Origin of the sequence: Isoptericola sp. NPDC056605 (genome assembly GCF_042792795.1) — a bacterium.
Taxonomy (GTDB): domain Bacteria; phylum Actinomycetota; class Actinomycetes; order Actinomycetales; family Cellulomonadaceae; genus Isoptericola.
Window position 1 is genome coordinate 434,908 of sequence record NZ_JBHTVT010000001.1, and the last position, 26,828, is coordinate 461,735.

Consider the following 26,828-nt stretch of genomic DNA (forward strand, 5'->3'; position numbering starts at 1 on the left):
TCGTCGCGTGCGGGTCCGTCAGGTGTCAGCGCGAGGCGCGGAAGCTCAGGCCGTCGAAGTCCACGAAGCTGTGGATGTCGTTGGCCGGGAAGTGCAGCGCGTGCCCGCTGCAGTCGGGGGTGGCGTAGACGTCGATGCCCACCGAGCCCGCGTTGTACTCGGCGTGGGCGACGAACGGGAGCGTGGTGCAGTCGTCCGTGACCGGGAGCGTGGCCGACTCCCCCGTGAACCACTCGCTCGCCCAGAAGGTGACGTCGCCGGCCGGCTCCGCGGCCACCGCGGACGACGCGGAGGCCACGAGCCCGGCGGCGAGCCCGAGACCGGCGGCGGCAGTGAGGATCTTCCTGGTGGTGCCCATGGCGGTGCTCTCCTTCGAGTCCGGGACGGCGCCCGGCGGCGCCGGTCGTGCCGTCACCGTACCCGGTCGTAGACCGCGGCAACCTCCCCCTGTGCGCCCACGACCTGCGAGGACAGCGTCCAGGTGGAGCCCGGCGAGCCGTCGTCGAACAGTCGCGGCCCGCCGCCGACGACCACGGGGACGATCAGCAGGTATAGGCGGTCGACCAGGCCCGCGGCGAGCAGCGCCTTGATGACGCTCGCGCTGCTGTTGACGAGGATCTCTCCCGCGCCGGAGCCCCGGAGGCTGCGCACGACGTCGCTCGCGGGGGCGTTCACCACGCGCGTCCCCGGCCACGACGCCGTGGTGAGGGTGCGCGAGAGCACCACCTTCTCCGTGCCGACCAACCACCGCGCGTACGCGCGGTCGCGCGGGTCGGCAGCCTCGTCGTCGGCCACGGGCGGCCAGTAGCCCAGGAAGCCCTCCGCGTTGACGCGCCCCAGCACCGCCGTCGTCGCGTCCGCGCACATCCGGCTCATGTGGTCGCGCGCCGTGTCGGTGGCGACGTACGGCAGGAACGCCCCGAAGTCGCCCGGGCCCCCGGGTCCGCGGTACCGGCCGTCGAGGCTGAGGCTGAGGTTCGCGGCCACGGTGCGGCCGGTCTGCTGCGTCATGGTGTCTCCGTCGGTCTCGTGGCGTGCCGTCCGTCGGCACGCACCCCGGGGACGGAGCCGCGGGCGGGTTCTCGACATCCGCCCGCGGCGACGACGCCGACCGCGGTGCTCAGGCCCCCCGGCGCTCAGCCCCCCGCGGCCACGCGCTCGGGCTCGCCGGTCCGCGTCTTGACGCCGTCGTACCGGCCCTCCACGACGTCCGCGACCCGCACGGGCTCGCCGAGAGTCGCGGACAGATAGACCGCCCGGACGGTCGCCAGCGCCCGCAGGCCGTCGTCCAGCGTCACCCAGGGCGATCGGCCCTCGCGGACGGCACCGACGACGTCGGCCCACTGGGCGCCGTGCGAGCTGCCGTACTGCGCGACGTGCGACTCCTGCGGGTCGAGGGCGCCGCGGGCTCCGCCGGACGCGGCCTCGACCTGGTTCGCCGACCACTCGCCGCCCTCCGCGTCCCGGGCGTGGAAGTACGTGAGCTCGTCGGCCTCGATGACCGCCGACCCGTCCGTGCCGTGGACCTGCAGCCGCACCCCGAGGTCGGGGTACGCCGTGGTGGTGGCGTGCACGGTGGCGAGCGCGCCGGAGGCGAAGCGGACGATCGCGACGGCGACGTCCTCCACCTCGATCCGCTCGTGGCCGAGGCGCGCGGTGTAGGCGACGACCTCGACCGGCTCGCCGAGGTACCAGAGCAGCAGGTCGAGGGTGTGCACACCCTGGTTCATCAGAGCACCGCCCCCGTCGAGGGCCCAGGTGCCGCGCCACGCTCCGGAGTCGTAGTACTCCTGCGTGCGGTACCAGTCGACGTTCGCGACGGCGGAGGTCACACGGCCGAGGCGGCCCGCGTCGAGCGCGCGGCGGACGCCGAGCGCCGACTCGTCGTGCCGGTGCTGGGAGATGACGGCGACGACCTGGTCCGGGCGCGCCGCCGCGGCGTCCCGCAACCGGCGCGCGGGCTCGATCGCGACGTCGAGCGGCTTCTCGACGACCACGTGCGTCCCGGCCTCCAGGGCCTGGACCGCGAGGCCGGCGTGCTCGCCGCTGGGCGTGCAGACGCTCACGATGTCGATGCCGCCTACGGCGAGGGCTTCCCCGAGGGCGGCGCACACCTCGGGCGCGGGCCGGCCCGCGGTCACGAGCTGCTCGGACACGACCGCCGCACGGTCAGTGCGCGGGTCGACGAGGGCGACGACGGCGAGGTCGGGGCTCGCGGCCGCAACCTCCGCGTGCAGGCGGCCGATGACGCCGCAGCCGACGATGGCGAGGCGCAGCGGTGCGCCGGTGCTGTTGGTCATGGCGGCGATGGTAGGCACGTGATCGCCCAGGTGAACAGGGGTCTTGACTAATTAACACTCATGGTTTTAATGTCTCGACCGCAGGCTCGGTCCCACCACCCGAGCCCCGACCCGAGGAGTTTCAATGAGGAAACTGTCGCTGCGGCTCGCCGTCGCAGTCGGAACGACCGGAGCCCTCGTCGCGCTGACGGCGTGCTCCAACGGCGGCGGAACCGCCGGGGGCCAGGACGCTGCGCTCGACCCCGAGGCCGACGTGACCATCTCCGTGGGGGACCAGCCCACGGCGGACAAGCCCGAGGAGCAGGCCGCCTTCCAGAAGCGGATCGACGAGTTCGAGTCGGAGAACCCGAACATCACCATCGAGCCCACCACGGAGGTGTGGGACGCGCAGACGTTCCAGGCCAAGCTCGCGGGTGGCACGCTGCCCACCGTGATGGGTGTCTCGCTCACCTACAGCCACGAGCTGATCGCGAACGGGCAGCTGCCCGACATGACTCCGTACCTCGAAGAGCTCGACATGGTCGACGACCTGAACCCGCTCGCGCTCGACAAGGTCAAGGACGACGAGGGGCACATCTACACGATCCCCACCGGCCTGTTCTCCGTGGGCCTGGCCTACAACCGCGACGTCTTCGAGCAGGCGGGCCTCGACCCCGACAAGCCGCCGGCCGACTGGGACGAGGTGCGCGAGTACGCCAAGACCATCGCCGAGAAGGTGCCCGGGGTCGCCGGCTACGCCCAGATGACGACCAACAACACCGGCGGCTGGATGCTCACCACGATGACCTACAGCAAGGGCGGCGAGGTCCAGGACGCCGGCGGCACGAAGGCCACCATGGGCGACGCCACCGCCGACTCGCTCCAGGCGCTGCACGACATGCGCTGGGAGGACGACTCGATGGGCAAGGAGTTCCTCTACGACCAGGAGTCCGTCCGCCAGGCGTTCGCGGCCGGGAAGATCGGCATGGTGCTCCAGGCTCCGGACGCGTACGACACGGTCGTGAAGACGTACGGCTTCGACCCCGAGGCCTTCGGCATCACGGCGCTGCCGCAGACCGGCGGCGACCACGGCACGCTCACCGGCGGCTCCCTCAAGCTGTTCAACGCCAAGGCCACCCCGAACGAGCTGCTCGCCGCCGCTAAGTGGGTCAAGTACTACGAGTTCGACAAGTACTACGACGAGGACGTCGCCGTCGACGAGGCCAAGACCAACGCCGGCGAGGACAAGCCCGTCGGCCTGCCCGGGCTGCCGCCCGTGTCCCAGGAGGTCTACGACCGGTATCTCGGCTGGATCGAGCCCTACATCAACGTGCCGCTGGAGAACTTCTCGGGCTACACCGACTCCGGGCTCCAGCTCGTCCCCGAGCCGCCGACGGGCACCCAGCAGACGTACGCCGCGCTCGACCCGGTCGTGCAGAAGGTGCTCACCGACAAGAACGCCGACATCGGCTCCACCGTCGACGAGGCGAACAAGACCGTCGACGGCATCATCGCGCAGGCCGCGCGCTAGCCGAACGTCGACCGGCCGGGCGCGCGACGCGCCCGGCCGGTCCCCCGAAGGGAGGCATCGCCTTGTCCAAGACCCTCGCGGCGCCGGCCGCCGTGCCGCGCGTGCGACCGCGCCCCGGCATCACCCGCTGGTACCGGGCCGGCGGTCTGCACGCCGTGCTGTTCGCGATCCCTGTCGTCCTCGTCTTCGCGTACTTCAGCTGGGGCCCGGTCATCCAGGGCCTGGTGCTGAGCCTGCAGAAGACCAACCTCATCGCCCCCGCCCAGTGGGTGGGGCTCAGCAACTTCGAGTACGTGCTGTCCGACCCCGGGCTGGCGCAGGCCGCGCTCAACACGGCCTACTTCGCGCTGCTCGCGATGGTGATCGGCTTCCCGATCCCGATCTTTCTCGCCGTGATGATCAACGAGCTGCGCAAGCACGACGGCCTGTACAACGCGCTGGCATATCTGCCCGCCATCGTGCCGCCCGTGGCCGCGATCCTGCTGTGGAAGTTCTTCTTCGACCCGTCGTCCGCCGGCATGTTCAACACCATGCTCGGGTGGATCCGACTGGGCCCGTACCCCTGGCTGAACTCCGAGGCGATGGCCATGCCGTCGATCGTCCTCTACGCCACCTGGGCGGGCGCCGGCTCGACGGCGATCATCTACATCGCCGCGCTGGCCACCGTGCAGACCGAGCTGTACGAGGCCGCCGAGATCGACGGTGCCGGTATCTGGCGCCGCGTCTGGCACATCACGATCCCCCAGCTGCGCGGCGTCATCCTCGTGATGCTCCTGCTGCAGCTCATCGGCACCTTCCAGATCTTCACGGAGCCGTTCCTGTTCACCGGCGGGGGACCCAACAACGCCACCCAGACCATCCTGCTGAAGATCTACAACTACGCCTTCGTCAACGGGGACTTCGGCGCCGCGACGGCCCTGAGCGTGCTCCTGGCCGCCTTCCTCGGCCTGCTCTCCGTCGTCTACTACTACGCGACCAAGAGGTGGAGCCAGTCATGAGCGTCGTCGACGCCTCGCGGGCCACGACCACCGTGCCCGCCCCCGATCCCGCGGCCGCGCCCCCGCCCCGGGCATCCCGCCGCCGACGGCGCGCCTCGGAGGAGCCCAAGACCCGCGGCCTCATCTCTGCCGGCGACCGCAAGCGCCGCAGCGTCCGGTTCTGGCTCACGCTCATCCAGGGCGTGCTGCTGGTCGGCCTGATCGTCGCCTGCCTCGGCCCCCTCCTGTGGTCCGCCAAGGCGTCCGTCTCCAGCAGCCAGGCGATCGTGTCCGACCCGATGGGGATCTGGTTCACGCCGAACGAGTGGGGCAACCTCGCCCTCGCCTGGAAGGGCGCCCAGATCGGGCAGTCCCTCGGCAACACCGTGATGCTCGCGGTGGGCTCGACCGTCGCGACCCTGGTCGTCAGCGTCGCGGCCGCGTTCCTGCTCAGCGTGCTGCGACCGAAGTGGGGCCCGTGGCTCACCGGCGCCATCCTGGCCACGCTGTTCCTGCCCGGCGTCATCTCGCTCGTGCCGCTGTACCTCACCGTGCTCGACATGCCGCTGCTGCACATCCGGCTCCAGGACACGTTCTGGGCCGTGTGGCTGCCGTCCGCCGCGAGCGCCTTCAACGTCATCGTGCTCAAGCGGTTCTTCGACTCGATCCCCCGGGAGTACCTCGAGGCCGCCAAGATCGACGGCGCCGGACCGCTGCGGATCCTGTCCATGGTCATCCTGCCGCTGTCGCGGCCGATCATCGGCGTGGTCGCGCTGCTGTCCGTCGTCGGCGCGTGGAAGGAGTTCCTGTGGCCGATGCTGGTGCTGTCCAACCCCGACCTGCAGCCGGTGTCGGTGATGCTGCCGAAGCTGGCCGCCGGGACGGCGCCCCTGTCGGTGCAGATGGCGGCCGTCTTCCTCACGATCATCATCCCCGTCGTGCTGTTCGTGATCTTCCAGAAGCAGTTCCTGCGCGGGGTCGGCACGGCTGGAGGGATCAAGGGATGAGCACGGTCGAAGGCACGAAGATCCTCGTCACCGGTGCGTCGGGGCGGATCGGCAGCGTCGTCACCCGGCGGCTGCGGGCCGCCGGGGCGTGGGTGACGGCGCTGTCCATCGACGACGCGCCGTCGCTCGAGGCGGACCGGGTCCTGGTCGGCGACACCACCTCGCAGGACGACGTCGCAGACGCGCTCGACGGCGTCTCCGCGGTGGTGCACCTCGCCGCCCTCGCGCACCGGGACATCGCCCCGCCGTACGACGTCTACTCGACGAACGTGGTCTCCACGTTCAACGTGCTCGCCCAGGCGGGGGCGCTCGGTATCTCCCGGGCCGTCGTCGCCGGCAGCATCAACGCGTGCGGGCTGCCGCAGAACGTGCACGAGGTGTGGCCGGCGTACGTCCCGTACGACACCCACCTGCCCGTCGACATCGCCGACTGGTACTCGCTGTCCAAGCACCAGGACGAGAGCACGGCCCGGATGGCGTGGCGGCACTGGGGCATCGACGTCGTCACGCTGCGCTTCCCGCACGTGAACTCCGCGGAGGCGCTTCGCGCCCAGGCCCGTCACCTCACCGACGACCCGCGCCCCGGCGTGCTCGAGGGCTGGTCGTACCTCACCACCGACGACGCCGCGCGCGCGGTCGAGCTGTCCCTCACGGCGGCCACCACCGGCGCGCACGCGTTCTTCCTCGCCGCCGACCGCACCCTCGCGCCGTACCGGACGGAGGACCTGCTCGACGCGTACGCGCCCCAGGTCCCCCGCACCCGCAGGTTCGTCGGGCGCGAGGTGCCGATCGACCTCACCCCTGCTCGCGAGCTCATCGGCTTCCGCGCGGAGCAGGAGATCGACCTCCCCACGCTCGACCTGCCCGGCACCGCCCCTCGCACGACCTCCGGCACCATCGCCAGCAAGGAGCACTGATCCCCGCCATGCCGCACGACCTGCCGCTCGACACCTTCGCCAACCCCTGGCCGCCCCGGGAGGACATCCGGATCACGTCCGTCCGCGCCATCACGACCGCCCCCGAGGGCACGGCGCTGGTCGTGGTGCGGATCGACACGAACGTGCCCGGCCTGTACGGCCTGGGTTGCGCCACGTTCACGCAGCGCTGGAAGGCGGTGCGCACGTTCGTCGACGAGCACCTGGCGCGGCTGCTCGTGGGCCGCTACCCCGGCGACATCGGCGACCTCACCCGGCTCGCCGCGTTCTCCGGCTACTGGCGCGGCGGCCCGGTGACGAACAACGCGATCTCCGGCGTCGACCAGGCCCTGTGGGACATCGCCGGCAAGCGGGCAGGCATGCCGGTGCACGAGCTGCTGGGCGGGAAGGTCCGCGCGGCGGCCGACACCTACATCCACGCGGCGGGGCGCACGGCGGCGGAGGTCGTCGAGCAGGCGCAGGGCTTCGTGGAGGCCGGGTGGCGGCACGTGCGCATCCAGCTCTCGACGCCGGGCGGTGGCGGGTACGGCGCGCCCGCGGTGCCGACCGAGTACCCGGACGCCCCGTACCCGAACGGCTGGAGCGCGCGGGACTACCTGCGGCGCGTGCCCGGCCTGTTCGAGGCGGTGCGCGAGGCCCTCGACGACCGCGTCGAGCTGCTGCACGACGTGCACTCGCGCCTCACCCCGAAGGACGCCGTCTGGCTGGCGCGCGCCGTCGAGCCGTACCGCCCGTACTTCCTCGAGGACGTGCTGCCGCCCGAGCACTGGGACCGGCTGCCCGAGGTGCGGGCCGCCAGCCCGGTGCCGATCGCGGTCGGCGAGCTCACGACGTCCCTGCCGGACGCCGTCAGGCTCGTGCGCGACGGCGGGGTGGACTTCATCCGCTCGCACGTCTCCGACATCGGCGGCCTGACGCCGGCGCGCAAGCTCGCGGACCTCGCCGAGCTCTGCGGGGTGAAGACGGCGTGGCACGGCCCGGGCGACACGTCGCCGATCGGCGCGGCCGCCAACGTGGCCCTCGACGTGACCTCCGCGGCCTTCGGCATCCAGGAGGGCCACCTCTACAATGAGGCGACCCACGAGGTCTTCCCGGGGACCCTGCGTATCCAGGACGGCTGGCTGGTCCCGAACGACGCGCCGGGCTGGGGGATCGACGTCGACGAGGAGGCGGCGGCCCGTTTTCCCGCCGAGCTCTCCGGACACGACGCCTGGGCCGCGGGCGTCCGCCGACCCGACGGAGCGCTGGAGGCGCCGTGACCGAGCTGACCGACCGTTCGAGGCAGCGCCAGGGCGACGTCCGGCCCTACGCCTCGCGCCGCCCGCGGCCGGCGGGCGACCGGAGCCAGCCGGGCGCCAACCAGTACGACCTCGGGTCCTTCAACGAGGCGACGATCATCGAGACCATCCGGATCGCGGGCACCATCTCGCGGACGGAGATCGCGCAGCAGACCGGCCTCACGCAGCAGTCCGTGTCCCGGATCCTGCGCGGGCTGCTGGAGCGCGGCCTGCTCGCCGAGGGCGCCGCCGAGCGGACCGAGCGGCTCGGCAAACCGCGCACCCCCGTGCGGCTGCGGGCCGAGGCAGCGCACGCGGCGGGCGTGCTCGTCGACCCGGAGCTGGTGTCGGTCGTGCTGACCGACCTGGACGGGGCGGTGCTCGAGCGTCGCACGGTCCCGTTGGACGCCGAGGTCGCGCCCGAGGCGCTCGTGGAGATCGTCGCGGACGCCGTCGACGACGTCGTGGTCGCGTCCGGGATCGACGCCGCGACGTTCCTCGGTGTCGGCGTCGCCGCGCCCGGGCCGATCACGATCGACGGCCAGCTGCTCGACCTGCCCCTGTCGCACGCCTGGCGCAACGTGCCGCTGCGCAGCATGCTCGCGGAGCGGCTCGACTGCCCCGTCGTCCTCGAGAAGGACGGCGCGGCGGCCGCCGTGGGCGAGCGGTGGATCGGCCGGACGGAGCGCGCCGGCGACTTCGTCTACCTCTACGTGGGCACCGGCATGGGCTCGGGTCTCGTCCTCAACGGCGAGACCTATCGGGGCGGCAGCGCGAACGCCGGCGAGTTCGGCCAGCTGTGCGCGATCCGGCTCGGGCTCGTCGACGAGGACGGCGGCCCGCAGCTCGTCCGGGAGTGCAACCCGACCGTCGCGCTGCCCGAGATCGCCCGCGAGCTCGGGTACGCGGGCACGGCGCGCAGCTTCCGGGAGATGTGCGCGGAGGTCGGCGCGGGCGACCCCGCCGCCGTCGCGGCCGCGCAGCAGATCGCGGACGTCATCGCCCTCGGCGCCGTGGCGCTCATCGACCTGCTCGACCTGCCGCTGCTGGTGGTGGGCGGCCCGGCGTTCGCGCCCGAGCTGCAGCCGTTCCTCGTGGACACCATCGACCGCGCCGTGAACAGCCTCCCGACGGCGCACCACGCGCGGCACGTCGTCGTCGAGCGGTCCCTCGTCCAGGACGAGGCGGGCGCCGTGGGCGCCGCCTCGACGATCTTCCACGCCTCGTTCGCGCCTTCCGTGCGGCGCACGCGGCAGTACTCGATCTCGTGACGGCGGCCGCCACGACTGCCATGACGACAGCGGGACGCCTGCGGCTGCGCTCCCCCGGCGGCGAGCACGCCGTCGAGGTCGAGCCGACCGGGGCGCGCGTCGCGTCCCTCGTGCACACGCCCACCGGCACGGAGCTGCTGCTGCGGCTGCCCTGGGAGGACGAGGACTGGTCGGGCGCGTTCCCGTCGGCGAGCTCGAACGAGGAGTGGCACCGCCGGTACGCGGGCGGCTGGCACACGCTCGTGCCGCACGCGGGCGACGCCCGCACCGTCGACGGGGTGCAGCACCCGTTCCACGGCGAGGCCGCGTGGCGGCGGTGGCGGGTGCTGGCGCACGACGCCGGCTCCTGCACGCTCGAGGTCGTGCTGCGCACCGTCCCGCTGACCGTGCGGCGCACGGTGCGCGCCACCGCGGCCGGCCTCGAGGTGGAGCAGCGCGTCGCCAACCACGCGCCGCGGCCCGTCGCCTTCACCTGGACGGAGCACCCGGCGTTCGGCGGCGCCCTCGCGGGCCCCGGCTCGACCGTGACCCTCGGCGGCGACCCGGTCGAGGCCGCGTTCCCGCGCGACGGTGAACCCTCGGGCGGCTTCCAGTCCCTGCGGGCCAAGGGGCGCGGCGACGTCGAGCTGCGCAACGACGCCGCCGGGGTCGCCGTCGTGCTCCGCTTCGACCCCGACCTGTTCCCCCACGTGCACGTGTGGCAGGAGCACCGCGCAACCGCCGGCTTCCCCTGGTGGGGCGCGGTCGACGCCGTCGCGCTCGAGCCCGCGTGCCGCCCCTACGACCCCGACGACGACGCGCTCGGGCCGCTCGTGCTCGCGGGCGGCGCAGAGCTCGCCGCCCGGTTCGAGATCGCGGCCACGGTGCGCGGCACCCACCCCACCCCCCACCCCACCCCCCACCCCACCCCCCACCCCATGGCGAAGGAGCCCCGGTGACCAGGATCGGCGTCCAGACGATGATGCTGCGCGACGAGTTCGCGAAGCGCGGCATCCTCGAGACCTTCCGCGAGGTGCGCGACCTCGGGTACCGGGCCGCGGAGATCTCCGCGGTCGAGATGAGCCCGCAGAACGTCGCCGAGCTCGCCAAGGTCCGCGACGACCTCGGCGTGGAGATCGCGTCGATCTCGGGCGGGCTCACGGCCCCGCCGGGCGCGCCGTCTCTGAGCACGGATCTCGACGCGTTCGTGGCCGACGCGCAGATGCTCGGCGCCCGGATGATCCGCATCGGCATGCTCCCCGCCGCGGCGATGGCGACGACGGCGCGGGTCGAGGAGTTCGCCGACCGGTGCAACGACGTCGCGGCCGCGCTGGCCGAGCACGGCATCCGGCTCTACTACCACAACCACCACGTCGACTTCGCGAGGTACGACGGGCGGCACCTGCTCGACGTCGTCGCGGAGCGCTCGCCGCTCGTCGGCTTCGAGATCGACGTGCACTGGGTGCAGCGCGGCGGCCTGGACCCCGTGCGCACGCTGCGCCGGTACGCGGGCCGGGTCGCGATGGTGCACCTCAAGGACTACCGGATCGGGCACCTCTCCCCCGCCGTGTACGAGGCGATCGACGCCGGCGACCAGGGCCCGTGGCAGGAGGAGCTGCGGCAGATCGTGCAGTTCGCCGAGGTGGGCGAGGGGAACCTCGACTTCCCGTCGATCGTCGAGACCAGCCTGGACGTCGGGGCCGAGTACCTGCTCGTGGAGCAGGACGAGTTCTACGGCCGCACCGCGCTGGAGTGCCTGCGCACCTCCCACGACAACCTCGTCGCGATGGGGTACGGCGGCCTGTTCTGACCTACCCGGCCGACCGGTCCGGGGTCGACGTCGAGCCGCGCACGACGAGCGTGGTGGCGAGCTCCTCGCGCGGCGCGTCCGTCGGCGGCTGCGCCGAGGGCTCGTCGCCGAGGCGCAGCAGCATCCGGAGCGCAGCGGCGCCCATCTGCGCGATGGGCTGGCGCACGGTCGTCAGGCCGGGGTGGACCCACTCCCCCTCGGGCAGGTCGTCGAAGCCGACGACGGCGAGGTCCTCCGGCACCCGGAGCCCGGCGGCGGACGCGGCGTCGTACACCCCGAGCGCCATCGTGTCCGAGCAGGCGAAGACGGCGGTCGGGCGGCCGCGGCCGGCGAGCAACCTGCCCGCGAGCGCAGCGCTGCCGGCCCGCGTCCAGTCGCCGTGCACGACGCGGTCGTCGGGCAGCTCGGCGCCCGCCTCGGCGGCCGCGGAGCGGAAGCCGTCCACCCGGGCCTGGCTGTACAGGTGCCGGCGCCGGCCCGCGAGGACCGCGAGCCGCCGGTGGCCCAGGCCCAGCAGGTGCTCGGCGGCCGCCCGGCCGCCGGCCCAGTTGGTGGCGCCGACGCTCGCGACGGTCCGCGGCGGCTGGGTCACCGGGTCGAGCAGGACGACGGGGACGCGCGCCGCAGTGAGCGTGGCCAGCTGCTCGCGCGTCGTGTCGACGAGCGCGACGACGGCACCGCGCGAGTGCCGCGCGAGCAGCCGCGTGAGCCATGCGTCGTCCGGAGGTCGGGCCACCGAGACGACGATGTCGAGGCCGGCCGCGGTGGCCGCCTGCTCCACGCCGCTCAGGGCACGGTTGGCCCAGGTCCCGTCGACGCCGCTGAGCACGAGGTCCACCAGCGGCGGCCGCTCCCCCCGCGGAGCGACGCCCCGGCCCGACCGGCCCCGGTAGCCGAGGTCGTCGACCGCGGCCATCACGCGGGCGCGCGTCGCGGCGGAGACGTCGGAGCGGCCGCGCAGCACCTTGGAGACCGTGGGGACGGTGGTCCCGGCGGCGGCGGCGACGTCGGCGAGCGTGGTGGGGCGGTCGGCGGGCACGTCCGGACTCTAGCGACGCCCACAGAAGTTGCGCAACTATCTGGCCCAGATGGATCGTCTCTCACCCCTTGAAGGGCGAACTTCTCCCATGGAAGACTCGTCGGGCACAGTCGAGAGCCACCATGCAGTTGCGCAACAACGGGAGTTGCAGATGACAGACCGCACACAGCGACGAGCGCTGGTCGTGAGGGGCGGGTGGGACGGGCACCAGCCGGTGGAGACCACCGACTCGTTCGTCCCGTTCCTCACCGGGCAGGGCTACGAGGTGCACGTCGAGGACGAGACCACCGTCTATGCCGACGCCGACTACATGGCCGGTGTGGACGTCGTGGTGCAGACCGTCACGATGAGCACGATCGCCGACGACGAGCTGCGCGGCCTCACCGCCGCGGTCCGGGCGGGCACCGGCCTCGCGGGCTGGCACGGCGGGATCGCCGACTCGTACCGCAACAGCTCGGACTACCTGCACCTGATCGGCGGGCAGTTCGCCACCCACCCGGCCAAGGCACCGCGCGAGGAGCTGCCGGGCGACGGCACGGACTGCTTCGTGCGGTACACGGTCGACGTCGTGCCGGAGAAGGCCGACCACCCGATCGTCGCCGGGATCTCCGACTTCGAGCTCACCACCGAGCAGTACTGGGTGCTCAGCGACGAGTACAACGACGTCCTGGCGACCACCACGATCGCCGCGCCCGACTACCACCCGTGGCACCGGCCCGTGACCTGCCCGGCCGTGTGGACCCGGCAGTGGGGCGACGGCCGCGTCTTCGTCTCGACGCCCGGGCACAACCTGGACGTCGTGAACGACCCGAACGTCCGCACCATCATCGAGAGGGGCATCCTGTGGGCCAGCCGCTGAGGATCGGCATCGTGGGCGTCGGGGCGATCTCCGGCCAGTACCTGAGCACGTTCGAGCGGCTCGGGACGCTGGGGAGCGGGGCGGTGCGGCTCGTCGCCGTCGCGGACCTCGACGCCGATCGCGCGGCCGCCGTCGCCGCCGAGCAGGGCGTCCGCGCCCTCACCGTCGACGAGCTCGTCACCGACCCCGAGGTCGACGCCGTGCTCAACCTGACGATCCCCGCCGCGCACGCCGAGGTCGCCCTCAAGGCGATCGCGGCGGGCAAGGACGTGTACGGCGAGAAGCCGCTCGCCGCCACGACCGACGACGCGCGCGCCATCGTCGAGGCCGCGCGCGCCGCCGGCGTGCGCGTGGGCTGCGCGCCGGACACCGTGCTGGGCACGGGGGTACAGACGGCGCGGAAGGCGATCGACGACGGCCTGGTCGGCACGCCCGTCGCCGCGACGGCGACGATGGTGACCCCCGGCCACGAGCGCTGGCACCCGAACCCGGACTTCTACTACCAGCCCGGTGGCGGCCCGCTGCTGGACATGGGCCCGTACTACGTGACCGCGCTGGTCACGCTGCTCGGCCCGGTGGAGTCCGTGGTCGGCAGCGCCGGCCGCGCGCGGGCCACCCGCACCATCGGCTCCGGGCCCCGCGAGGGCGATCAGGTGCCGGTCGACGTCGACACCCACGTCACGGGCGTGCTGCGGCACGAGTCCGGCGCCCTGTCGACGCTCGTCATGAGCTTCGACGCCGTCGCGACGCGCGCGTCGTGCATCGAGGTGCACGGGGACCAGGGCTCGCTCGTCGTGCCGGACCCCAACGGCTTCGACGGCACCGTCGAGCTGCACCGGCTCGGCGGCACGTGGGAGGACCTCCCCGTGAGCGCCGGGTATCGCGACGCCGGCCGCGGCTACGGTCTCGCCGACCTGGCCGCCACCCCGCCCGGCGCCACCGCCCGGGCGAACGGCGACCTGGCGTACCACGTGCTCGACGTCATGACGTCGCTGCTCACCGCCGTCGAGAAGGGGACGTCCGTCTCCGTCGCGAGCGCCTGCGAGCGACCCGCGGCCGTGCCTCTGTCCGACGCCCCGCGCATCTGACGGACGCCCGACCAGCACGGACGCCGCCCGGGACCGGGTCCTCAGGCCCGCCCCGGGCGGCGTCCACCTCGTGGGACACCCTCTGGGCGACTTCTCAACACCGGCGGGGGCGGGTGGAACGGCTCCCGGGCCGGGGTGCAGATCGGCTCGCTCGGGCCCGGCGTCCTCGTCGACCGGTACCACCACGACCTGACCTTCCGCGGCAACACCATCGAGGGACCCGCGGGCGACGGCGTCACTGTGCGGAGCGAGGTCGCCGGGACCGCCCGGATCACCCGCACCCGCCTCGACGGGATGCGTGCCGGCCAGGTCCCGCTCCGCAACGACTCCCCGGAGACGTTCGCCGTGGTCCAGACGGGCAACTCCTGGCAGGAGTAGGAGGGGCGACGGTGCCCCTGCGGAGTTCGCCCGGTCGGGACTCGCCGCCTCCGCCACGGTGTCATGGGTGCAGAGTCCGCTTCGGGAGCCGTCGCGCCTCAGGCGGCCCCACCGAGCGCGCGGAAGGCGACGACGAACAGCGCCGCGGTCACGGCGGTGCCGGCGACGGCCGTCGCGACGGCGAGCGCGCCGCGGAGGCTGCGCGCGAGCATGCTCGCGAGCATGCTCGCGAGCAGGACGACCGCGACGACGCCGATCGCCACCCAGTACGTCGCGCCCGTCGTGTCCGCGACGGTGGTGAGGCCGTAGACCCCGTCGCCGACGCCGACGCCCGCGAGCAGCGCCGTGCCGAGCGCGGCGCGGGTCCCCGGGCGGCGGAGCCATGCGGCGGCGACCCCGACGAACGGGCCGACGACCACCCCCACCACGCTGAACAGCAACGGCCGGTACACGAGGCCGCGCAGGTCCGCCGCGAACGTGTAGCCCAGGACGAGGAGGACGAAGCTCGCGGCCCCCAGGACCGCGGCCTGCCACGTGCGGGCCCCCGTCGCCGCCGCCCACCAGAAGACCAGGGCCGCGGAGACCAGGGTCCAGCCGCTCGCCGAGTTCGCGACCGGGACGACCGCAGCCGGCAGGGCGCCCTGCGCGAACGACGTCAGGCCGCCGAGGAGCAGGCTCGCCACGAGCACGACGGCGCCGCGCGTCCACGGCCGTCCCCACGGCGCAGGCGTCGACGGCGTCGGCGCAGGTCCGGCGGGGCGGGGTGACGACGGGGCGACCGCACGGTCGCGGGACGGTGTCGTGTCGGGCACGTCCTGAACCTAGGGGTGGTGGCGAGGCACGGGCGTCCGCCCGTGGTCGGACGCCCGTGCGCCGGTCGTCCCCCTCCGGCACGACGACGGTCCGAAGGCCGGAGTGCCGCCGACGTCCCCGCGACGGTGCACGTCGCCTGCGCACCGTGCTGCAGCAGGCGCACGGGGAACGGCCGGACTCTCACCCCGTCCAGCTCGCCACCCGGCTGGTCGTGCGGGAGCCGACCGCAGCCCCGGCGGACCGAGCGGTCCGTCAGAGCGTCGTCGTGAGGACGCCTCCGTCTGCGCGCAGGGCGGCGCCGTTGGTGGCCGAGGAGACCGTGCCCGCCAGGTAGGCGACGAGGTGCGCGATCTCGGCCGGCTCGATGAACCGCTGCAGGAGCGACGTCCGGTTCGCCGCCTCGATCGCGCTCCGCACCTGGTCCGCGGGGACGCCCTGGGCCCGAGAGAGGTCCTCGACGGCCCGGGCGACGCCGTCGGAGTACGTCGGACCGCCGAGGACCGAGTTGACCGTGACGCCCGTCCCTCGGGTGAGCTTGGCCAGGCCGTTGGCCAGGGCCAGCGCCCCGGCCTTCGTCGTCCCGTAGTGGGTCATGTCGGCGGGGACGTCCACGCCGGACTCGCTGCTCACGAAGACGACGCGGCCCCAGCCACGGCTCAGCATGCCGGGCAGCACGTGCCGGGACAGGCGGACGCCGCTCATGACGTTGATGTCGAAGTACCGCTGCCACGCGTCGTCGGGGACCTCCTGGAACGCCTGGACATCGAAGACGCCCACGTTGTTCACCAGGACGTCCACCTCGCCCAGCGTCTCGCCCAGCCGCAGGACCTGGTCGGGCTCCGCGAAGTCCGCCGCGATCCCGGAGACCGCCGCGCCGGGCACCGTCTCCTCCAGCCTTCGCACCGCCGCCGCGACGCCGTCCTCGGTCCGCCCGTTGACGACCACCGACGCCCGTTCGGTGAGCAGCGCCTCGGCCACGGCGAAGCCGATGCCCTGCGTCGACCCGCTCACGAACGCCCTCTTGCCTGCCAGCCCCAGGTCCACCTGCCGCCCTCCCGTCGTCGTCCGCCTGGTTCACTTGCCCAGGCAAGTGCAGACTAGGCAGTGATGACTTTCCTGAGCAAGTCACTGCTGGCCGGGCCGATACCCGTACGCTGGCGGTCATGCAGGACCCTGAGACGCGCGCCGCCGCCCCCGAGGAGCTCACGGGCGAGGAGCTGGAGACCTGGGCCGCCCTGGCGACCGTGCTGGAGTGGCTGCCCCCCGCGCTGGACGCCCAGCTCCAGCGCGACGCACAGCTGTCCCACTTCGAGTACGGCGTGCTGTACGCCCTGGCCCAGGCACCCGACGACACCCTCCGGATGAGCGTCCTGGCGGGCTACGCGAACAGCACGCTCTCGCGGCTCTCGCGGGCAGCCTCGCGGCTGGAGACGCAGGGATGGGTGCGGCGCACGCCCGACCCCTCGGACGGGCGTTACACCCTGGCCGTCCTCACCGAGCCCGGACGGGCGAAGGTCCGGGACGCGACCCCCGGCCACGTGCGCCTCGTCCACCAGCTCGTGCTGGACCGACTGACGACCCCGCAGACCCGGCAGCTGCGGGAGATCAGCAGGCGGATCGGACGCGCCGTCCGGGAGGACGGCGGCTGGCAGCCGCGCTGACGCGCATTTGCTCCGGCCCGGCGCGCCGGCGACGCTCAGCCGAGCAGGTGGCGCAGGTAGCGGCCCGGCGCGTCGAGGAACGCGCGCCAGTGCTGGACCAGCTCGAGATCGTCCCACGTCGTCGGGCGCAGGCCCCACGGCCCGACCTCCAGGATCGTCGCGCCGGGCAGCGCCGCCAGCACGGGCGAGTGCGTCGCGCAGAGGATCTGGCCACCGCGCCCGGCCAGGTCCTCGAGCACGCTCATGAGGCTCAGCGTGGAGGAGAAGCTCAGCGCCGCCTCCGGCTCGTCGAGGCAGTACAGGCCCGGCCCGTCGAACCGCGACTCGAGGACCGCGAGGAAGGACTCGCCGTGGCTCATCTCGTGGAACACCGGGTCCCTCGGCCCCGGATGCTCCTCGAGGAACGTGTACCAGCCGTGCATCGTCTCCGCGCGCAGGAAGAAGCCCCACCGCCCCGACCCGACGCCGCGCTGCAGCCGGACGGCCCGGTGCAGCGGCGACTCGGACTCACGGGTCGAGTGCCGGCCGTACGCCGTGCCGCCCTCCGGAGACAGCCCGTAGGCGACCGCCACGGCCTCGACGAGCGTCGACTTGCCGCTGCCGTTCTCCCCCACCAGGAACGTCACGCCCGGCGCGAGCTCCAGCCCGTCGCGCAGCACCTGCTCGACGGCGGGGACGGTGCGCGGCCACGCGCCCGCGGGAAGCGGGTGCTCGGGGTCCGGCGCGACCCGCACCACCGGCGGCTGCGAGAAGTCCACGGGGGCATCATGCCCCGAGAGACGCCCGACCAGCAGGCACGGTGGCCACGTCGATCGCGACTTCACCACCTCGTGCGACCACGGCGCCCCCGCGCGAAGATCGACGTCAGTGCGACGCTCGCACTCCACCACCGAAGGAGACATCGTGAGCAGCTCAGAGGACTCCGAACCCGCCGCACCGACGAGTCCCGGCAATCCCACCGACCCAGTCACACGTCGCTCGGACGAGCCCCTCGACGAGCCCAAGAGCCCCGGCCCGCCGGCTCGTCGAGGGACGCCGGACTCCTCGACCGACGCCCTCGACGAGCCCAAGAGCCCCGGCCCGCCCCCGGGCTCGATCCCCGGAGAATCGGACTAGCCTGCCGTTCTGCCACGTCCACCCGGCCAGGTCACGCCCTCTGGAGCGATGCGAGGCGGGTGGCGGAGGCTGTTCCGGGCCTATCCCCAGACCGGATCCTGGGCTTCCTTCCAACACTCCGACCACGGGACGGCTCGGAGCCCATGGTCGCGGAGGACGGCCTCTCACCCCCTGCGCGCGACCTGTTGTGGAAGGCCACGCGGCACTACATGACGACGGCGGATACGGTCAGGACTGCATGTCGACGAACCGCGAGTAGTGGCCCTGGAACGCCACGGTGATGGTGTCCGTCGGGCCGTTACGGTGCTTGGCGACGATCAGGTCCGCCTCGCCGGCACGCGGCGACTCCTTCTCGTACGCGTCCTCGCGGTGGAGCAGGATCACCATGTCGGCGTCCTGCTCGATCGAGCCTGACTCACGCAAATCAGACATAGCAGGCTTCTTGTCCTGCCTCTGCTCGGGACCACGGTTCAGCTGCGACAGCGCGATGACCGGGACGCCGATCTCCTTCGCCAGGAGCTTGAGCGCACGGGAGAACTCGGAGACCTCCTGCTGTCGGGACTCGACCTTCTTTCCGGAGGTCATGAGCTGCAGGTAGTCGATCACGACGAGCTTCAGGTCGTGCTTCTGCTTGAGCCGCCGGCACTTGGCGCGGATCTCGGTGAGCGACATGTTCGGCGAGTCGTCGATGAACATCGGCGCCTCGGAGACCCGGCCCATCACCTTGGCGACCTTCTGCCAGTCGTCCTCGCCCATGGAGCCGTTGCGCAGCTTCTGCAGGTGGACCCGCGCCTCCGCGGACAGCAGACGCATCGTGATCTCGTTGCGGCTCATCTCCAGCGAGAAGACCACGGACGACTGCCCGTGCTTGATCGACGCCGCCCGCGCGATGTCGATGGCCAGGGTCGAGTTGTGCGTCGGGATCATCGCCCGGCTCGCGAGGTACAGGTGCGACGGGTGCTCGATCTCGACGCACCGCACGGGCACCGACCGGACGGCGACGACATCGACGATCTTCCACGCGGCGCCGGGTCGGGAGACGGTGTGCGCAGCCCCGGAACGCATCGAGGTCACGATGCTCTCCGTGGTCCGGATCGTGGCGTCGGCGGGGCTCCCGGACAAGCTCGTCGACCACTCGTGCTGGGCGTCGGCGACGATGGTGGCGCCGTCGTCGAAGACGACCTCGTAGCAGGGTCGATCGGTCATGACCTCGGTCGCTCGGACGACGCGCGTGGGCGTCCCGTCCGCCGCGATGAGCTCGTCGCCCACGGCAACGTCGCCCATGGTCGTCCAGCCGTGCGGCGTGGGCAGCGGGGTGTCGAGCGCCAGGGCCTTGCCCATGGCCGGCCGGGCGGCGATGACGATCATCTGCCCGGGGTGCAGACCGTTGGTCAGCCGGTCGAGGTCGGCGAAGCCGGTGGGGACGCCGACCATGCCCTCGCCGCGGTTCCCGGCGGCCTCGATCTCGTCCATGGTGCCGCCGATGATCTCGGCGAGCGGCAGGTAGTCCTCGGAGGTCTTGCGCTCGGTGACGGCGTAGATCTCGGCCTGCGCGGTGTTGACGATGCCCTCGACGTCGCCGCCGTCGGTGGCATAGCCGAGCTGCACGATCTTGGTGCCGGCCTCGACGAGGCGGCGCAGCACGGCGCGCTCCTGCACGATGCGCGCGTAGTAGCCGGCGTTGGCGGCGGTGGGGACGCCGGCCATGAGGTCGTGGATGTACGGGGCGCCGCCGACGCGAGCGAGCTCGCCACGCTTGGTGAGCTCGGCGACGACCGTGATGGCGTCGGCGGGCTCGCCGCGGCCGTACAGGTCGATGATGGCGTCGTAGACCGCCTCGTGCGCGGGGCGGTAGAAGTCGTTGCCGCGGATCTGCTCGACGACGTCGGCGATGGCGTCCTTGGAGAGCAGCATGCCGCCCAGCACGCTCATCTCGGCGGCGACGTCCTGAGGAGGTGTGCGGTCGAAGGTGGCGCCGGACGCCCCCTGATATCCCGCCTCGAGCTCCTCGATCGACATGCTCACCCCGCTCCCCCGCCGTCGCCGGCGTCCGGTCCGTCACCGGACATCGACTCCCGCTGTCAGGTCCACGTTCTACCGTGGCCCTCTGACACCGCGGACGACGCTAGGCGCGCCCGCGACCGTGCGCAATCGACGGTGTGGACTCAGGTGTGGACGAGCCTGTGGATATGCGCCTCAGGCTGTGCACGGGCGGTGGACAGGCATGTGCACAACTGGGGATATCGGCTGTGTACAACTTTTCGCAGGCCCCTGACCTGCGACGACATTACGCTCAGGCTGTGGAGGAGAAAAAAGTTGGGTGAGGTGCACCGCACCCCGGATCCAGACGGCGGACACCCCGGCGCCACCCCTCCTTCACCGACGCCGTCGGAGGGTCACCCGGCCGCCGCGTCCGCCCACAAGGTTGTCCACAGGGGCGACCGCCGCCGCATCGACCGCGACATCCTCGCCCTCGCGCTGCCCGCGCTGGGCGCCCTCGTCGCCGAGCCGCTGTTCGTGCTCGTCGACAGCGCCGTCGTCGGGCACCTCGGCACCGCGCAGCTCGCCGGCCTGTCCGTCGCGTCCACGCTGCTCGTCACGCTGGTCGGGCTGTGCGTGTTCCTCGCCTACGCCACCACGGCCGCCGTCGCCCGCCTGGTCGGCGCGGGCCGCACCCGCGACGCCCTCCAGTCCGGCATCGACGGCATGTGGCTCGCCCTCGGGCTGGGCGTCGTGCTGGCCGCGGTGCTCGCCGTCGGGGCGCACTGGGCGGTCGGGGCGATGGGCGCCGGCGCGGACATCGCGGGCTATGCGGCCACCTACCTGCGCTGGTCGCTGCTCGGCCTGCCGGGGATGCTCGTGGTCCTGGCCTCCACGGGCGTGCTGCGCGGCCTGCAGGACACGCGCACCCCCCTGTGGGTGGCGTCGACGGGCGCCGTCGTGAACGCCATCCTGTCCGTCGTCCTGGTGTACGGCGCTGGGCTCGGGATCGCGGGCTCGGCCATCGGCACCGCCGCCACCCAGCTCGGCATGGGAGCGGTCCTCACGGTCGTCGTGGTGCGCGGCGCCCGCCGCCACCACGCGTCGCTGCGGCCGCACCACGCGGGCATCTGGGCCAACGCCCGGGCCGGCGCGCCGCTGTTCGTCCGGACGGCGTCGCTGCGACTCGCCATCCTGCTCACCGTCGCGGTCGCGACCAGCCTGGGCGCGACGGCGCTGGCCGGCTACCAGGTCGTCAACAGCCTGTGGGGGCTCGCGGCGTTCGCCCTCGACGCGCTCGCCATCGCCGGGCAGGCGCTGGTGGGCCACGGCCTCGGAGCGGGCGACGTCGGGCGGGTGCGCGCCGTGCTGCGCCGCTCGCTCCAGTGGGGCGTCGGCGCCGGCGTCGCCATCGGCGTCGTGTTCGCCGTCTCCGGGTGGTGGATCGCTCCGCTGTTCACGTCCGACCACGACGTGCGCGTCGCGATCACCGCGGGCCTGGTCGTCACCGGCGTGCTCATGCCGATGGCGGGCTGGGTCTTCGTGCTCGACGGCGTCCTCATCGGCGCCGGGGACGGCCGCTTCCTCGCGTGGGCGGGGATGCTGACCCTCGTCGTCTACGTGCCCTTCGCCCTCGCGGTCCGCGCCTGGGCGCCCGACGGCGCGATCGGGCTGGCGTGGCTGTGGGGCGCGTTCGCGGGCGTGTTCATGCTCGCCCGCGCCCTCACGACCGGCCTGCGCGCCCGCGGCGACCGCTGGATGGTCACGGGCGCGTGACGCCGACGGACCGTCCGGTGAACGCGGTGTGACATCGGCGGCGCGGCGCCGTCACGAGGGCACCACGAGCCGGTAGCCGATGCCGCGCACGGACGACACCCGGAGCTCCGGCAGCACGCGCAGCCGCTTGCGCAGCCGCTTCACGGCGGAGACCACCGGGTCCGGGTCACCCAGGTAGCCGGTGCGCCACACGGTGCTGGTCAGCTCGGCGAACGACCACACGCGGTCCGGCGCGGACGCGAGCGCGACCAGCAGGTCGAACTCCCGGATCGACAGGTGCACCGGCACGCCCCGCGCGGTGACCTCCCGGGCCGCGAGGTCGACCTCGAGCGCGCCGAGCACGATCCGCCGCGCCCGGACGTCGGCCGCCGCGACGGCGACGACCGGGATCTCGCCCGACGGTGCGGCGGGTGCGCGCGCGTGCACCTCGAGCGTGTGCGGGGCCTCGTCGTCGGGCACCACCGCGGGCGGGGGCTGGCCGAGGAGCGTCCGCGCGCCGTCGGTGTCCGCCGTGGCGATCACCGCCGCCCGTCCGCGGAGCAGGCGGGCGACCTCGCCCACCCGTTGCAGCGGCAGCCCGATGCAGAGCACGTAACCGCCGACCGGCTCGACCACGTTCTTGGGGGGCATCTGCCGTCCTCCGTCCGACGCGCGCTCCTGGCAGGGTCGCGGACATCGTTTACCCAGGTGCCTATCAGAGTTCAGACCGAACCGCCCGCCGACGGCGCCCGGAACCGACCCGGACCTGCCCCCGGGTTGACCGGAAACTGGCCGCCGGCCGTCCTTGTCCGCCGGAGGATCGCCGGATGGGCTGGGGGGCGGGCCCCGACCGGGCGCCCGTCACGACGCCCCCGCACCCGGGGGCTCCCTCACCTGGAGGAAGCGTGCACTCACCGATCCGCACGAGATCGATGCGAACCAAGTCGACGGGGACGTCGACCGGCCGCAGGAGGGGGTGGGTCGCGACGAGCGCGGCCGTCGCCCTCCTCGCCACGTCCGCGGTCGGGGTCGCGCCGGCGTTCGCCGCCGACGACGACCCGCCGCTCGCCCCGTCCGTCGACGTCCCCGACCCCGCGGACAAGATCGGGACCGCCGTCGAGAAGGACCTCGCCGCCGGCCCCGCCGACTTCTGGCTCGAGCTCGCCGACACGGCCGACCTGCGCGCGGCGAAGGACATCGCCGACTGGGACGACCGCGGGAAGTACGTCTACGACACCCTGACCGCCGTCGCGGGCGACGCGCAGGCCGACCTCGTGAAGGAGCTCGACGCCGCCGGCGTCGACCACGAGTCCTTCTGGATCTCCAACCGCATCCTGGTCCGCGACGGCGACGCCGCCCTCGCGACCTCGCTCGCGGCGTCCCCCGAGGTCGAGGCGATCTCCGCGCCGCAGAAGTTCGACCTGGTCGAGCCGGTCGAGCGCACCAAGTCCCCCGTCCGCGGCACGCAGGCCGTCGAGTGGGGGCTGCAGGCCATCAACGCCGACGACGCGTGGGCCCTCGGGTACACGGGCGAGGGCGTCACCGTGGCCAACATCGACTCGGGCGTGCAGGGCGACCACCCCGCGCTCGCACCGCACTACCGCGGGCTGCAGGCCGACGGCAGCGTGGTGAACGACTACAACTGGTTCGACTCGTCGAACGCCTGCGCCGGTGACTCCCCCTGCGACACCGACGGCCACGGCAGCCACACGATGGGCACCATGGTGGGCGACGACGGCGCCGGCAACCAGATCGGCGTCGCCCCCGGCGCGGACTGGGTCGCGGCCAACGGCTGCTCCACCTGCTCCGACGCGGACCTGCTCGAGTCCGGGCAGTGGGTGCTCGCGCCCACCAAGGTGGACGGCAGCGACCCCGACCCGAGCAAGCGTCCCCAGGTCGTGAACAACTCCTGGGGCCTGGACGCGTCGGGCGCCATCGACGACTTCATGGCCGAGGAGATCGCCGCGTGGGAGGCCGCCGGCATCTTCGGCACCTGGTCGGCGGGCAACGAGGGTCCGGGATGCCGGTCCACGTCGTCGCCGGGCGCCAACGAGGCCACGTACTCCGTCGGCGCGTTCGACTCGTCGGGCGCCATCGCGGCGTTCTCGTCGCGCGGCACCGGGGAGAACGGCGGGACCAAGCCGAACATCTCGGCCCCCGGCGTCAACGTGCGCTCGTCCGTGCCGGGCGACGGCTACGCCTCCTACAACGGCACGTCGATGGCGGCCCCGCACCTCGCGGGCGCGGTCGCGCTGCTGTGGAGCGCGGCACCGAGCCTCGTCGGCCAGATCGAGGAGACGCAGGCCCTGCTCGACGGCGCCGCGGTCGACGTCGACGACACGACGTGCGGCGGAACCGCCGCGGACAACAACGTGTGGGGCGAGGGCAAGCTCGACGTCACGGCCCTGCTCGACGCCGCGCCCGTGGGCGACACCGGCCTCGTCACCGGCACCGTGACCGCCGCCGACGGCGCCCCCGTCGCGGGCGCCGAGGTGACGTTCGACGGGGACCGCGACCGCACCGTCACGACCGGCGACGACGGCGCGTTCACCGCCGAGCTGGCCGTGGGCGACTACGCCGTGAGCGCGCGGGCCTTCGGGTTCCTCGCCTCGGCGCCGGCCGACGTCGCCGTCGCCGTGGACGAGACCGTCACGCTGCCGATCACGCTGGAGCGGGCACCCACCCGCACCGTCTCCGGCACGGTCACCGAGAAGGACGGGTCGCCCACCCCGGGCGCCGTCGTCACCCTCTCCGGCCCGCTGGACCCGGTCACGACCGGGGCCGACGGCACGTACGCCATCTCGGGCGTGCCGGACGGCACCTACACCCTGGGCGTCTCGGCGGGCACGTGCGCGGCGCCGTTCAGCACGGAGGTCGTGGTGGACGGCGACGAGTCCGTCGACGCCACCCTCAAGCGGCTGATCGACTCCTACGGGTACTACTGCTCCACCGGCACCGCCGGGGTCGCGACGGGCGACACGCTGCTGGCGCTCACCGGCGACGACAAGGCGGCTTCCGTCGACCTGCCGTTCGGCTTCCCGTTCTACGGCGAGACGTACGACACCGCGTACGTGTCGACCAACGGGTTCCTGAACTTCCTCACCTCGTCGACGAGCCTGACGAACGGCGCGCTCCCGAGCGCGGCCGCGCCCAACGCCGCGGTCTACCCCTTCTGGGACGACCTCAACGTCGATGCGGAGTCGTCCGTCCACACCGCCACGACGACGGTGGACGGCGTCGACGCGTTCGTCGTCGAGTGGCGCAACGTGCGCAAGTACCGGCCCGAGACCGACCGGGTCAACTTCTCCGCCACCCTCCTCGCCGACGGCCGGGTCACCCTCGGCTACGGCTCCGTCACCGACACCACCACGGCGCGCGGCGACTCCGCCACGATCGGCATCGAGGACGCGGCGGGCGCGGTCGCCTCGCAGTTCTCGTACAACGCGCCGGTCGTCGCCGACGGCCTGTCCGTCACGTACGACGTCGCGGGCATGGGCTCCGTGGCCGGCACGGTGACCGACGGGAACACGAACGAGCCGCTCGAGGACGCCACCGTCACGATCACGTCGAAGGACGACGGCGACGAGACGGTCGTGACCACCGGCGCCGACGGCGCCTACGCGGCCCGGCTCCCGCTGGAGCGGTACGGCATCACCTACGCGAAGGACGCGTACGCGGGCGCGACCCGCAACGCGGCCCTCACGGAGGACGGCCAGGTCGTGACGCGGAACGTCGCGCTCGGCGCCGGCCGGCTCGAGGTCAACAAGGAGAGCGTCTCCGCCTCGATCGGGATGGGCGCCACCGCGAGCCGCGCGTTCCGGGTGACGAACACCGGCACGGAGCCGGTGGACGTCTCCCTCGGCGCCGGCCAGGGCGGCTTCGAGCTGCTCGGTGCGAAGGGCGGCGACGGCGCGGTGATCAGCCACGTCGCCGGTGACGCCACCGTGCCGAGGTCGACGACACCGGCCGGGTCCGGGCTGGGCACGTCGGACGGGAAGAAGGGCGGCCTCGCGACGTCCGGGGCGAAGGCGGGCACCGTCTCCCCCGACCTGTCGGCCGTCCCCCTCGACGAGACGACCCTGACCCACTCGGCGTCGCAGGACGTCGTGGCCAACAACTCGGTGGCGTGCACCAACCAGGTGACCACCCAGGACAACGGCTACCTGCGCACGTTCACGCTGAGCGACTTCGGCATCGACGGCTCGTTCGACGTGAAGAGCGTGTCGTTCGCCGTCGAGGCCGCCCGGGTCGCGCAGCCGCTGACCGTGAACCTGTACACGCTGGACGGGGCGCTGACCTACGCCAACATGACGAAGATCGGCAGCGCCGAGGCGACGGCCGGCACCAGCGCCGGCGGCACGGTCGTCTCGGTGCCGGTCGAGGGCGAGGTGCCGAAGGACGGCACGCTGGTCGTCGAGATCGACGTCCCGGCCGGCGGCTGGTTCTTCATCGGGTCCAACGACGCCGGCCAGACGGCGCCGTCGTACCTGCGGTCGGAGTCCTGCTCCATCCCGGAGCCGACCGACACCGCCGACATCGGCTACCCCGGCATGCACATCGTCATGAACGTGTCGGGCGAGACGTCGGGAGGCGGGGGCGGCCTCGAGTGGCTGGACGTCCAGCCGCCCGAGCTCACCCTCGCACCGGGGGCGTCCGTGCAGGCCGCGGTGACCCTCACCGCCGCGGTCGAGCAGCCCGGGGCGTACTCGGCCACGATCACGGCGGCCGGGAACACCCCGTACGAGGCACCCACCGTCGCGGCGCTGATGACGGTGAAGGCGCCGACCGGCTGGGGCAAGGTCACCGGCACGGTGACCGGCGGCGGCGGCCCGCTCGACGGCGCCGTCGTGCACCTCGACGGGAAGGCGTACGACAAGACCCTCGTCACGGGGGCCGACGGCACCTACGGGTACTGGATGCCCAAGGCCAACGGGCCGCTCCAGCTCGTCGTCGCGGCGAACGGGTTCATCCCGGCCGTCCGCACCGCCCCGATCGTGGCCGGGCAGACCACGGTCTACGACGTCGCCCTGAAGCCGCTGCCCTGATCGCCTGACAGGAGGAACGACGAAGGTC

General features: G+C 73.2%; 23 protein-coding genes. 14 read left to right on the forward strand and 9 right to left on the reverse strand.

Annotated elements, in window-relative coordinates:
• Nucleotides 1-25 precede the first annotated feature (25 nt).
• From ACFQ8Y_RS02000 to ACFQ8Y_RS02010, 3 genes are all read right to left on the reverse strand, one after another.
• Nucleotides 26-358, reverse strand: a complete 333-nt coding sequence (locus ACFQ8Y_RS02000) for a hypothetical protein (protein WP_430549369.1) — start codon at nt 356-358, stop codon at nt 26-28.
• Nucleotides 359-411: 53 nt separating this feature from the next.
• Complete coding sequence (locus ACFQ8Y_RS02005) at nt 412-1,011, reverse strand: dihydrofolate reductase family protein (RefSeq protein WP_430584438.1); 600 nt, start codon at nt 1,009-1,011, stop codon at nt 412-414.
• A 125-nt stretch (nt 1,012-1,136) separates the two neighbouring features.
• Nucleotides 1,137-2,300 carry a Gfo/Idh/MocA family protein gene (locus ACFQ8Y_RS02010; RefSeq protein ID WP_430584439.1) on the reverse strand — a complete coding sequence of 388 codons (1,164 nt, stop codon included), beginning with the start codon at nt 2,298-2,300 and terminating at the stop codon, nt 1,137-1,139.
• Nucleotides 2,301-2,424: 124 nt separating this feature from the next.
• Here ACFQ8Y_RS02010 and ACFQ8Y_RS02015 point away from each other — a divergent pair, with 124 nt between their 5' ends.
• The 8 genes from ACFQ8Y_RS02015 to ACFQ8Y_RS02050 all read left to right on the forward strand — a co-directional run bounded on the left by ACFQ8Y_RS02015 (nt 2,425) and on the right by ACFQ8Y_RS02050 (nt 11,066).
• A complete protein-coding gene (locus ACFQ8Y_RS02015) occupies nt 2,425-3,810 on the forward strand; it encodes an extracellular solute-binding protein (RefSeq protein ID WP_430549372.1) in 1,386 nt (461 codons plus the stop codon).
• A 62-nt stretch (nt 3,811-3,872) separates the two neighbouring features.
• Nucleotides 3,873-4,808: a carbohydrate ABC transporter permease gene (locus tag ACFQ8Y_RS02020; protein ID WP_430584440.1), complete on the forward strand. Its 936-nt coding sequence runs from the start codon at nt 3,873-3,875 to the stop codon at nt 4,806-4,808.
• Entirely contained in the window at nt 4,805-5,794 is a 990-nt protein-coding gene (locus ACFQ8Y_RS02025) for a carbohydrate ABC transporter permease (RefSeq protein WP_430562120.1), read from the forward strand. Before ACFQ8Y_RS02020 ends, ACFQ8Y_RS02025 begins: the two co-directional genes overlap by 4 nt.
• Nucleotides 5,791-6,711 (forward strand): NAD-dependent epimerase/dehydratase family protein, encoded by a 921-nt coding sequence (locus ACFQ8Y_RS02030; protein WP_430584441.1) that lies wholly within the window; start codon nt 5,791-5,793, stop codon nt 6,709-6,711. The genes ACFQ8Y_RS02025 and ACFQ8Y_RS02030 overlap by 4 nt, the downstream gene beginning before the upstream one ends.
• Before the next feature lie 8 nt (nt 6,712-6,719).
• Complete coding sequence (locus tag ACFQ8Y_RS02035) at nt 6,720-7,988, forward strand: enolase C-terminal domain-like protein (RefSeq protein ID WP_430584442.1); 1,269 nt, start codon at nt 6,720-6,722, stop codon at nt 7,986-7,988.
• A complete protein-coding gene (locus tag ACFQ8Y_RS02040) occupies nt 7,985-9,277 on the forward strand; it encodes an ROK family protein (protein ID WP_430562117.1) in 1,293 nt (430 codons plus the stop codon). Before ACFQ8Y_RS02035 ends, ACFQ8Y_RS02040 begins: the two co-directional genes overlap by 4 nt.
• 20 nt (nt 9,278-9,297) lie before the next feature.
• A complete protein-coding gene (locus ACFQ8Y_RS02045) occupies nt 9,298-10,215 on the forward strand; it encodes a hypothetical protein (RefSeq protein WP_430584443.1) in 918 nt (305 codons plus the stop codon).
• The gene (locus ACFQ8Y_RS02050; RefSeq protein ID WP_430584444.1) at nt 10,212-11,066 is read left to right on the forward strand and encodes a sugar phosphate isomerase/epimerase family protein; all 855 of its coding nucleotides are present in this window, start codon (nt 10,212-10,214) and stop codon (nt 11,064-11,066) included. The genes ACFQ8Y_RS02045 and ACFQ8Y_RS02050 overlap by 4 nt, the downstream gene beginning before the upstream one ends.
• Before the next feature lies 1 nt (nt 11,067).
• On the opposite strand, the gene ACFQ8Y_RS02055 is transcribed toward ACFQ8Y_RS02050, so the two are convergent.
• Complete coding sequence (locus ACFQ8Y_RS02055; protein ID WP_430584445.1) at nt 11,068-12,105, reverse strand: LacI family DNA-binding transcriptional regulator; 1,038 nt, start codon at nt 12,103-12,105, stop codon at nt 11,068-11,070.
• 151 nt (nt 12,106-12,256) lie between these two features.
• Here ACFQ8Y_RS02055 and ACFQ8Y_RS02060 point away from each other — a divergent pair, with 151 nt between their 5' ends.
• From ACFQ8Y_RS02060 to ACFQ8Y_RS02070, 3 genes are all read left to right on the forward strand, one after another.
• On the forward strand, nt 12,257-12,964 hold the full coding sequence (locus ACFQ8Y_RS02060; protein ID WP_430584446.1) for a ThuA domain-containing protein: 708 nt from the start codon (nt 12,257-12,259) through the stop codon (nt 12,962-12,964).
• Nucleotides 12,949-14,052, forward strand: a complete 1,104-nt coding sequence (locus ACFQ8Y_RS02065) for a Gfo/Idh/MocA family protein (protein WP_430584447.1) — start codon at nt 12,949-12,951, stop codon at nt 14,050-14,052. Before ACFQ8Y_RS02060 ends, ACFQ8Y_RS02065 begins: the two co-directional genes overlap by 16 nt.
• 135 nt (nt 14,053-14,187) lie before the next feature.
• Nucleotides 14,188-14,430: a hypothetical protein gene (locus ACFQ8Y_RS02070; protein ID WP_430584448.1), complete on the forward strand. Its 243-nt coding sequence runs from the start codon at nt 14,188-14,190 to the stop codon at nt 14,428-14,430.
• Nucleotides 14,431-14,528: 98 nt separating this feature from the next.
• On the opposite strand, the gene ACFQ8Y_RS02075 is transcribed toward ACFQ8Y_RS02070, so the two are convergent.
• Together ACFQ8Y_RS02075 and ACFQ8Y_RS02080 are read right to left on the reverse strand one after the other, a co-directional pair.
• Complete coding sequence (locus ACFQ8Y_RS02075; protein ID WP_430584449.1) at nt 14,529-15,242, reverse strand: DUF6518 family protein; 714 nt, start codon at nt 15,240-15,242, stop codon at nt 14,529-14,531.
• A gap of 253 nt (nt 15,243-15,495) precedes the next feature.
• Nucleotides 15,496-16,254 carry an SDR family NAD(P)-dependent oxidoreductase gene (locus ACFQ8Y_RS02080; protein WP_430584450.1) on the reverse strand — a complete coding sequence of 253 codons (759 nt, stop codon included), beginning with the start codon at nt 16,252-16,254 and terminating at the stop codon, nt 15,496-15,498.
• Nucleotides 16,255-16,406: 152 nt separating this feature from the next.
• Between ACFQ8Y_RS02080 and ACFQ8Y_RS02085 the strand changes: the two genes are divergently transcribed.
• Nucleotides 16,407-16,904 (forward strand): MarR family winged helix-turn-helix transcriptional regulator, encoded by a 498-nt coding sequence (locus ACFQ8Y_RS02085; RefSeq protein ID WP_430584451.1) that lies wholly within the window; start codon nt 16,407-16,409, stop codon nt 16,902-16,904.
• A gap of 35 nt (nt 16,905-16,939) precedes the next feature.
• Here ACFQ8Y_RS02085 and ACFQ8Y_RS02090 read toward each other — a convergent pair whose 3' ends face one another.
• Both ACFQ8Y_RS02090 and dnaB read right to left on the reverse strand, forming a co-directional pair.
• Nucleotides 16,940-17,662 (reverse strand): AAA family ATPase, encoded by a 723-nt coding sequence (locus tag ACFQ8Y_RS02090; protein ID WP_430584452.1) that lies wholly within the window; start codon nt 17,660-17,662, stop codon nt 16,940-16,942.
• Between the two features lie 586 nt (nt 17,663-18,248).
• Nucleotides 18,249-20,039, reverse strand: a complete 1,791-nt coding sequence (dnaB, locus tag ACFQ8Y_RS02095) for a replicative DNA helicase (RefSeq protein WP_430584453.1) — start codon at nt 20,037-20,039, stop codon at nt 18,249-18,251.
• A gap of 432 nt (nt 20,040-20,471) precedes the next feature.
• On the opposite strand from dnaB, the gene ACFQ8Y_RS02100 reads away from it, so the two are divergent.
• Complete coding sequence (locus ACFQ8Y_RS02100; protein WP_430562213.1) at nt 20,472-21,776, forward strand: MATE family efflux transporter; 1,305 nt, start codon at nt 20,472-20,474, stop codon at nt 21,774-21,776.
• Nucleotides 21,777-21,827: 51 nt separating this feature from the next.
• Here the strand turns inward: ACFQ8Y_RS02100 and ACFQ8Y_RS02105 are convergent, their stop codons facing one another.
• Nucleotides 21,828-22,406, reverse strand: coding sequence for a winged helix-turn-helix domain-containing protein (locus tag ACFQ8Y_RS02105; RefSeq protein WP_430549389.1), 579 nt, complete (start codon nt 22,404-22,406; stop codon nt 21,828-21,830).
• 281 nt (nt 22,407-22,687) lie between these two features.
• On the opposite strand from ACFQ8Y_RS02105, the gene ACFQ8Y_RS02110 reads away from it, so the two are divergent.
• On the forward strand, nt 22,688-26,800 hold the full coding sequence (locus tag ACFQ8Y_RS02110; protein WP_430584454.1) for a carboxypeptidase regulatory-like domain-containing protein: 4,113 nt from the start codon (nt 22,688-22,690) through the stop codon (nt 26,798-26,800).
• Nucleotides 26,801-26,828 lie beyond the last annotated feature (28 nt).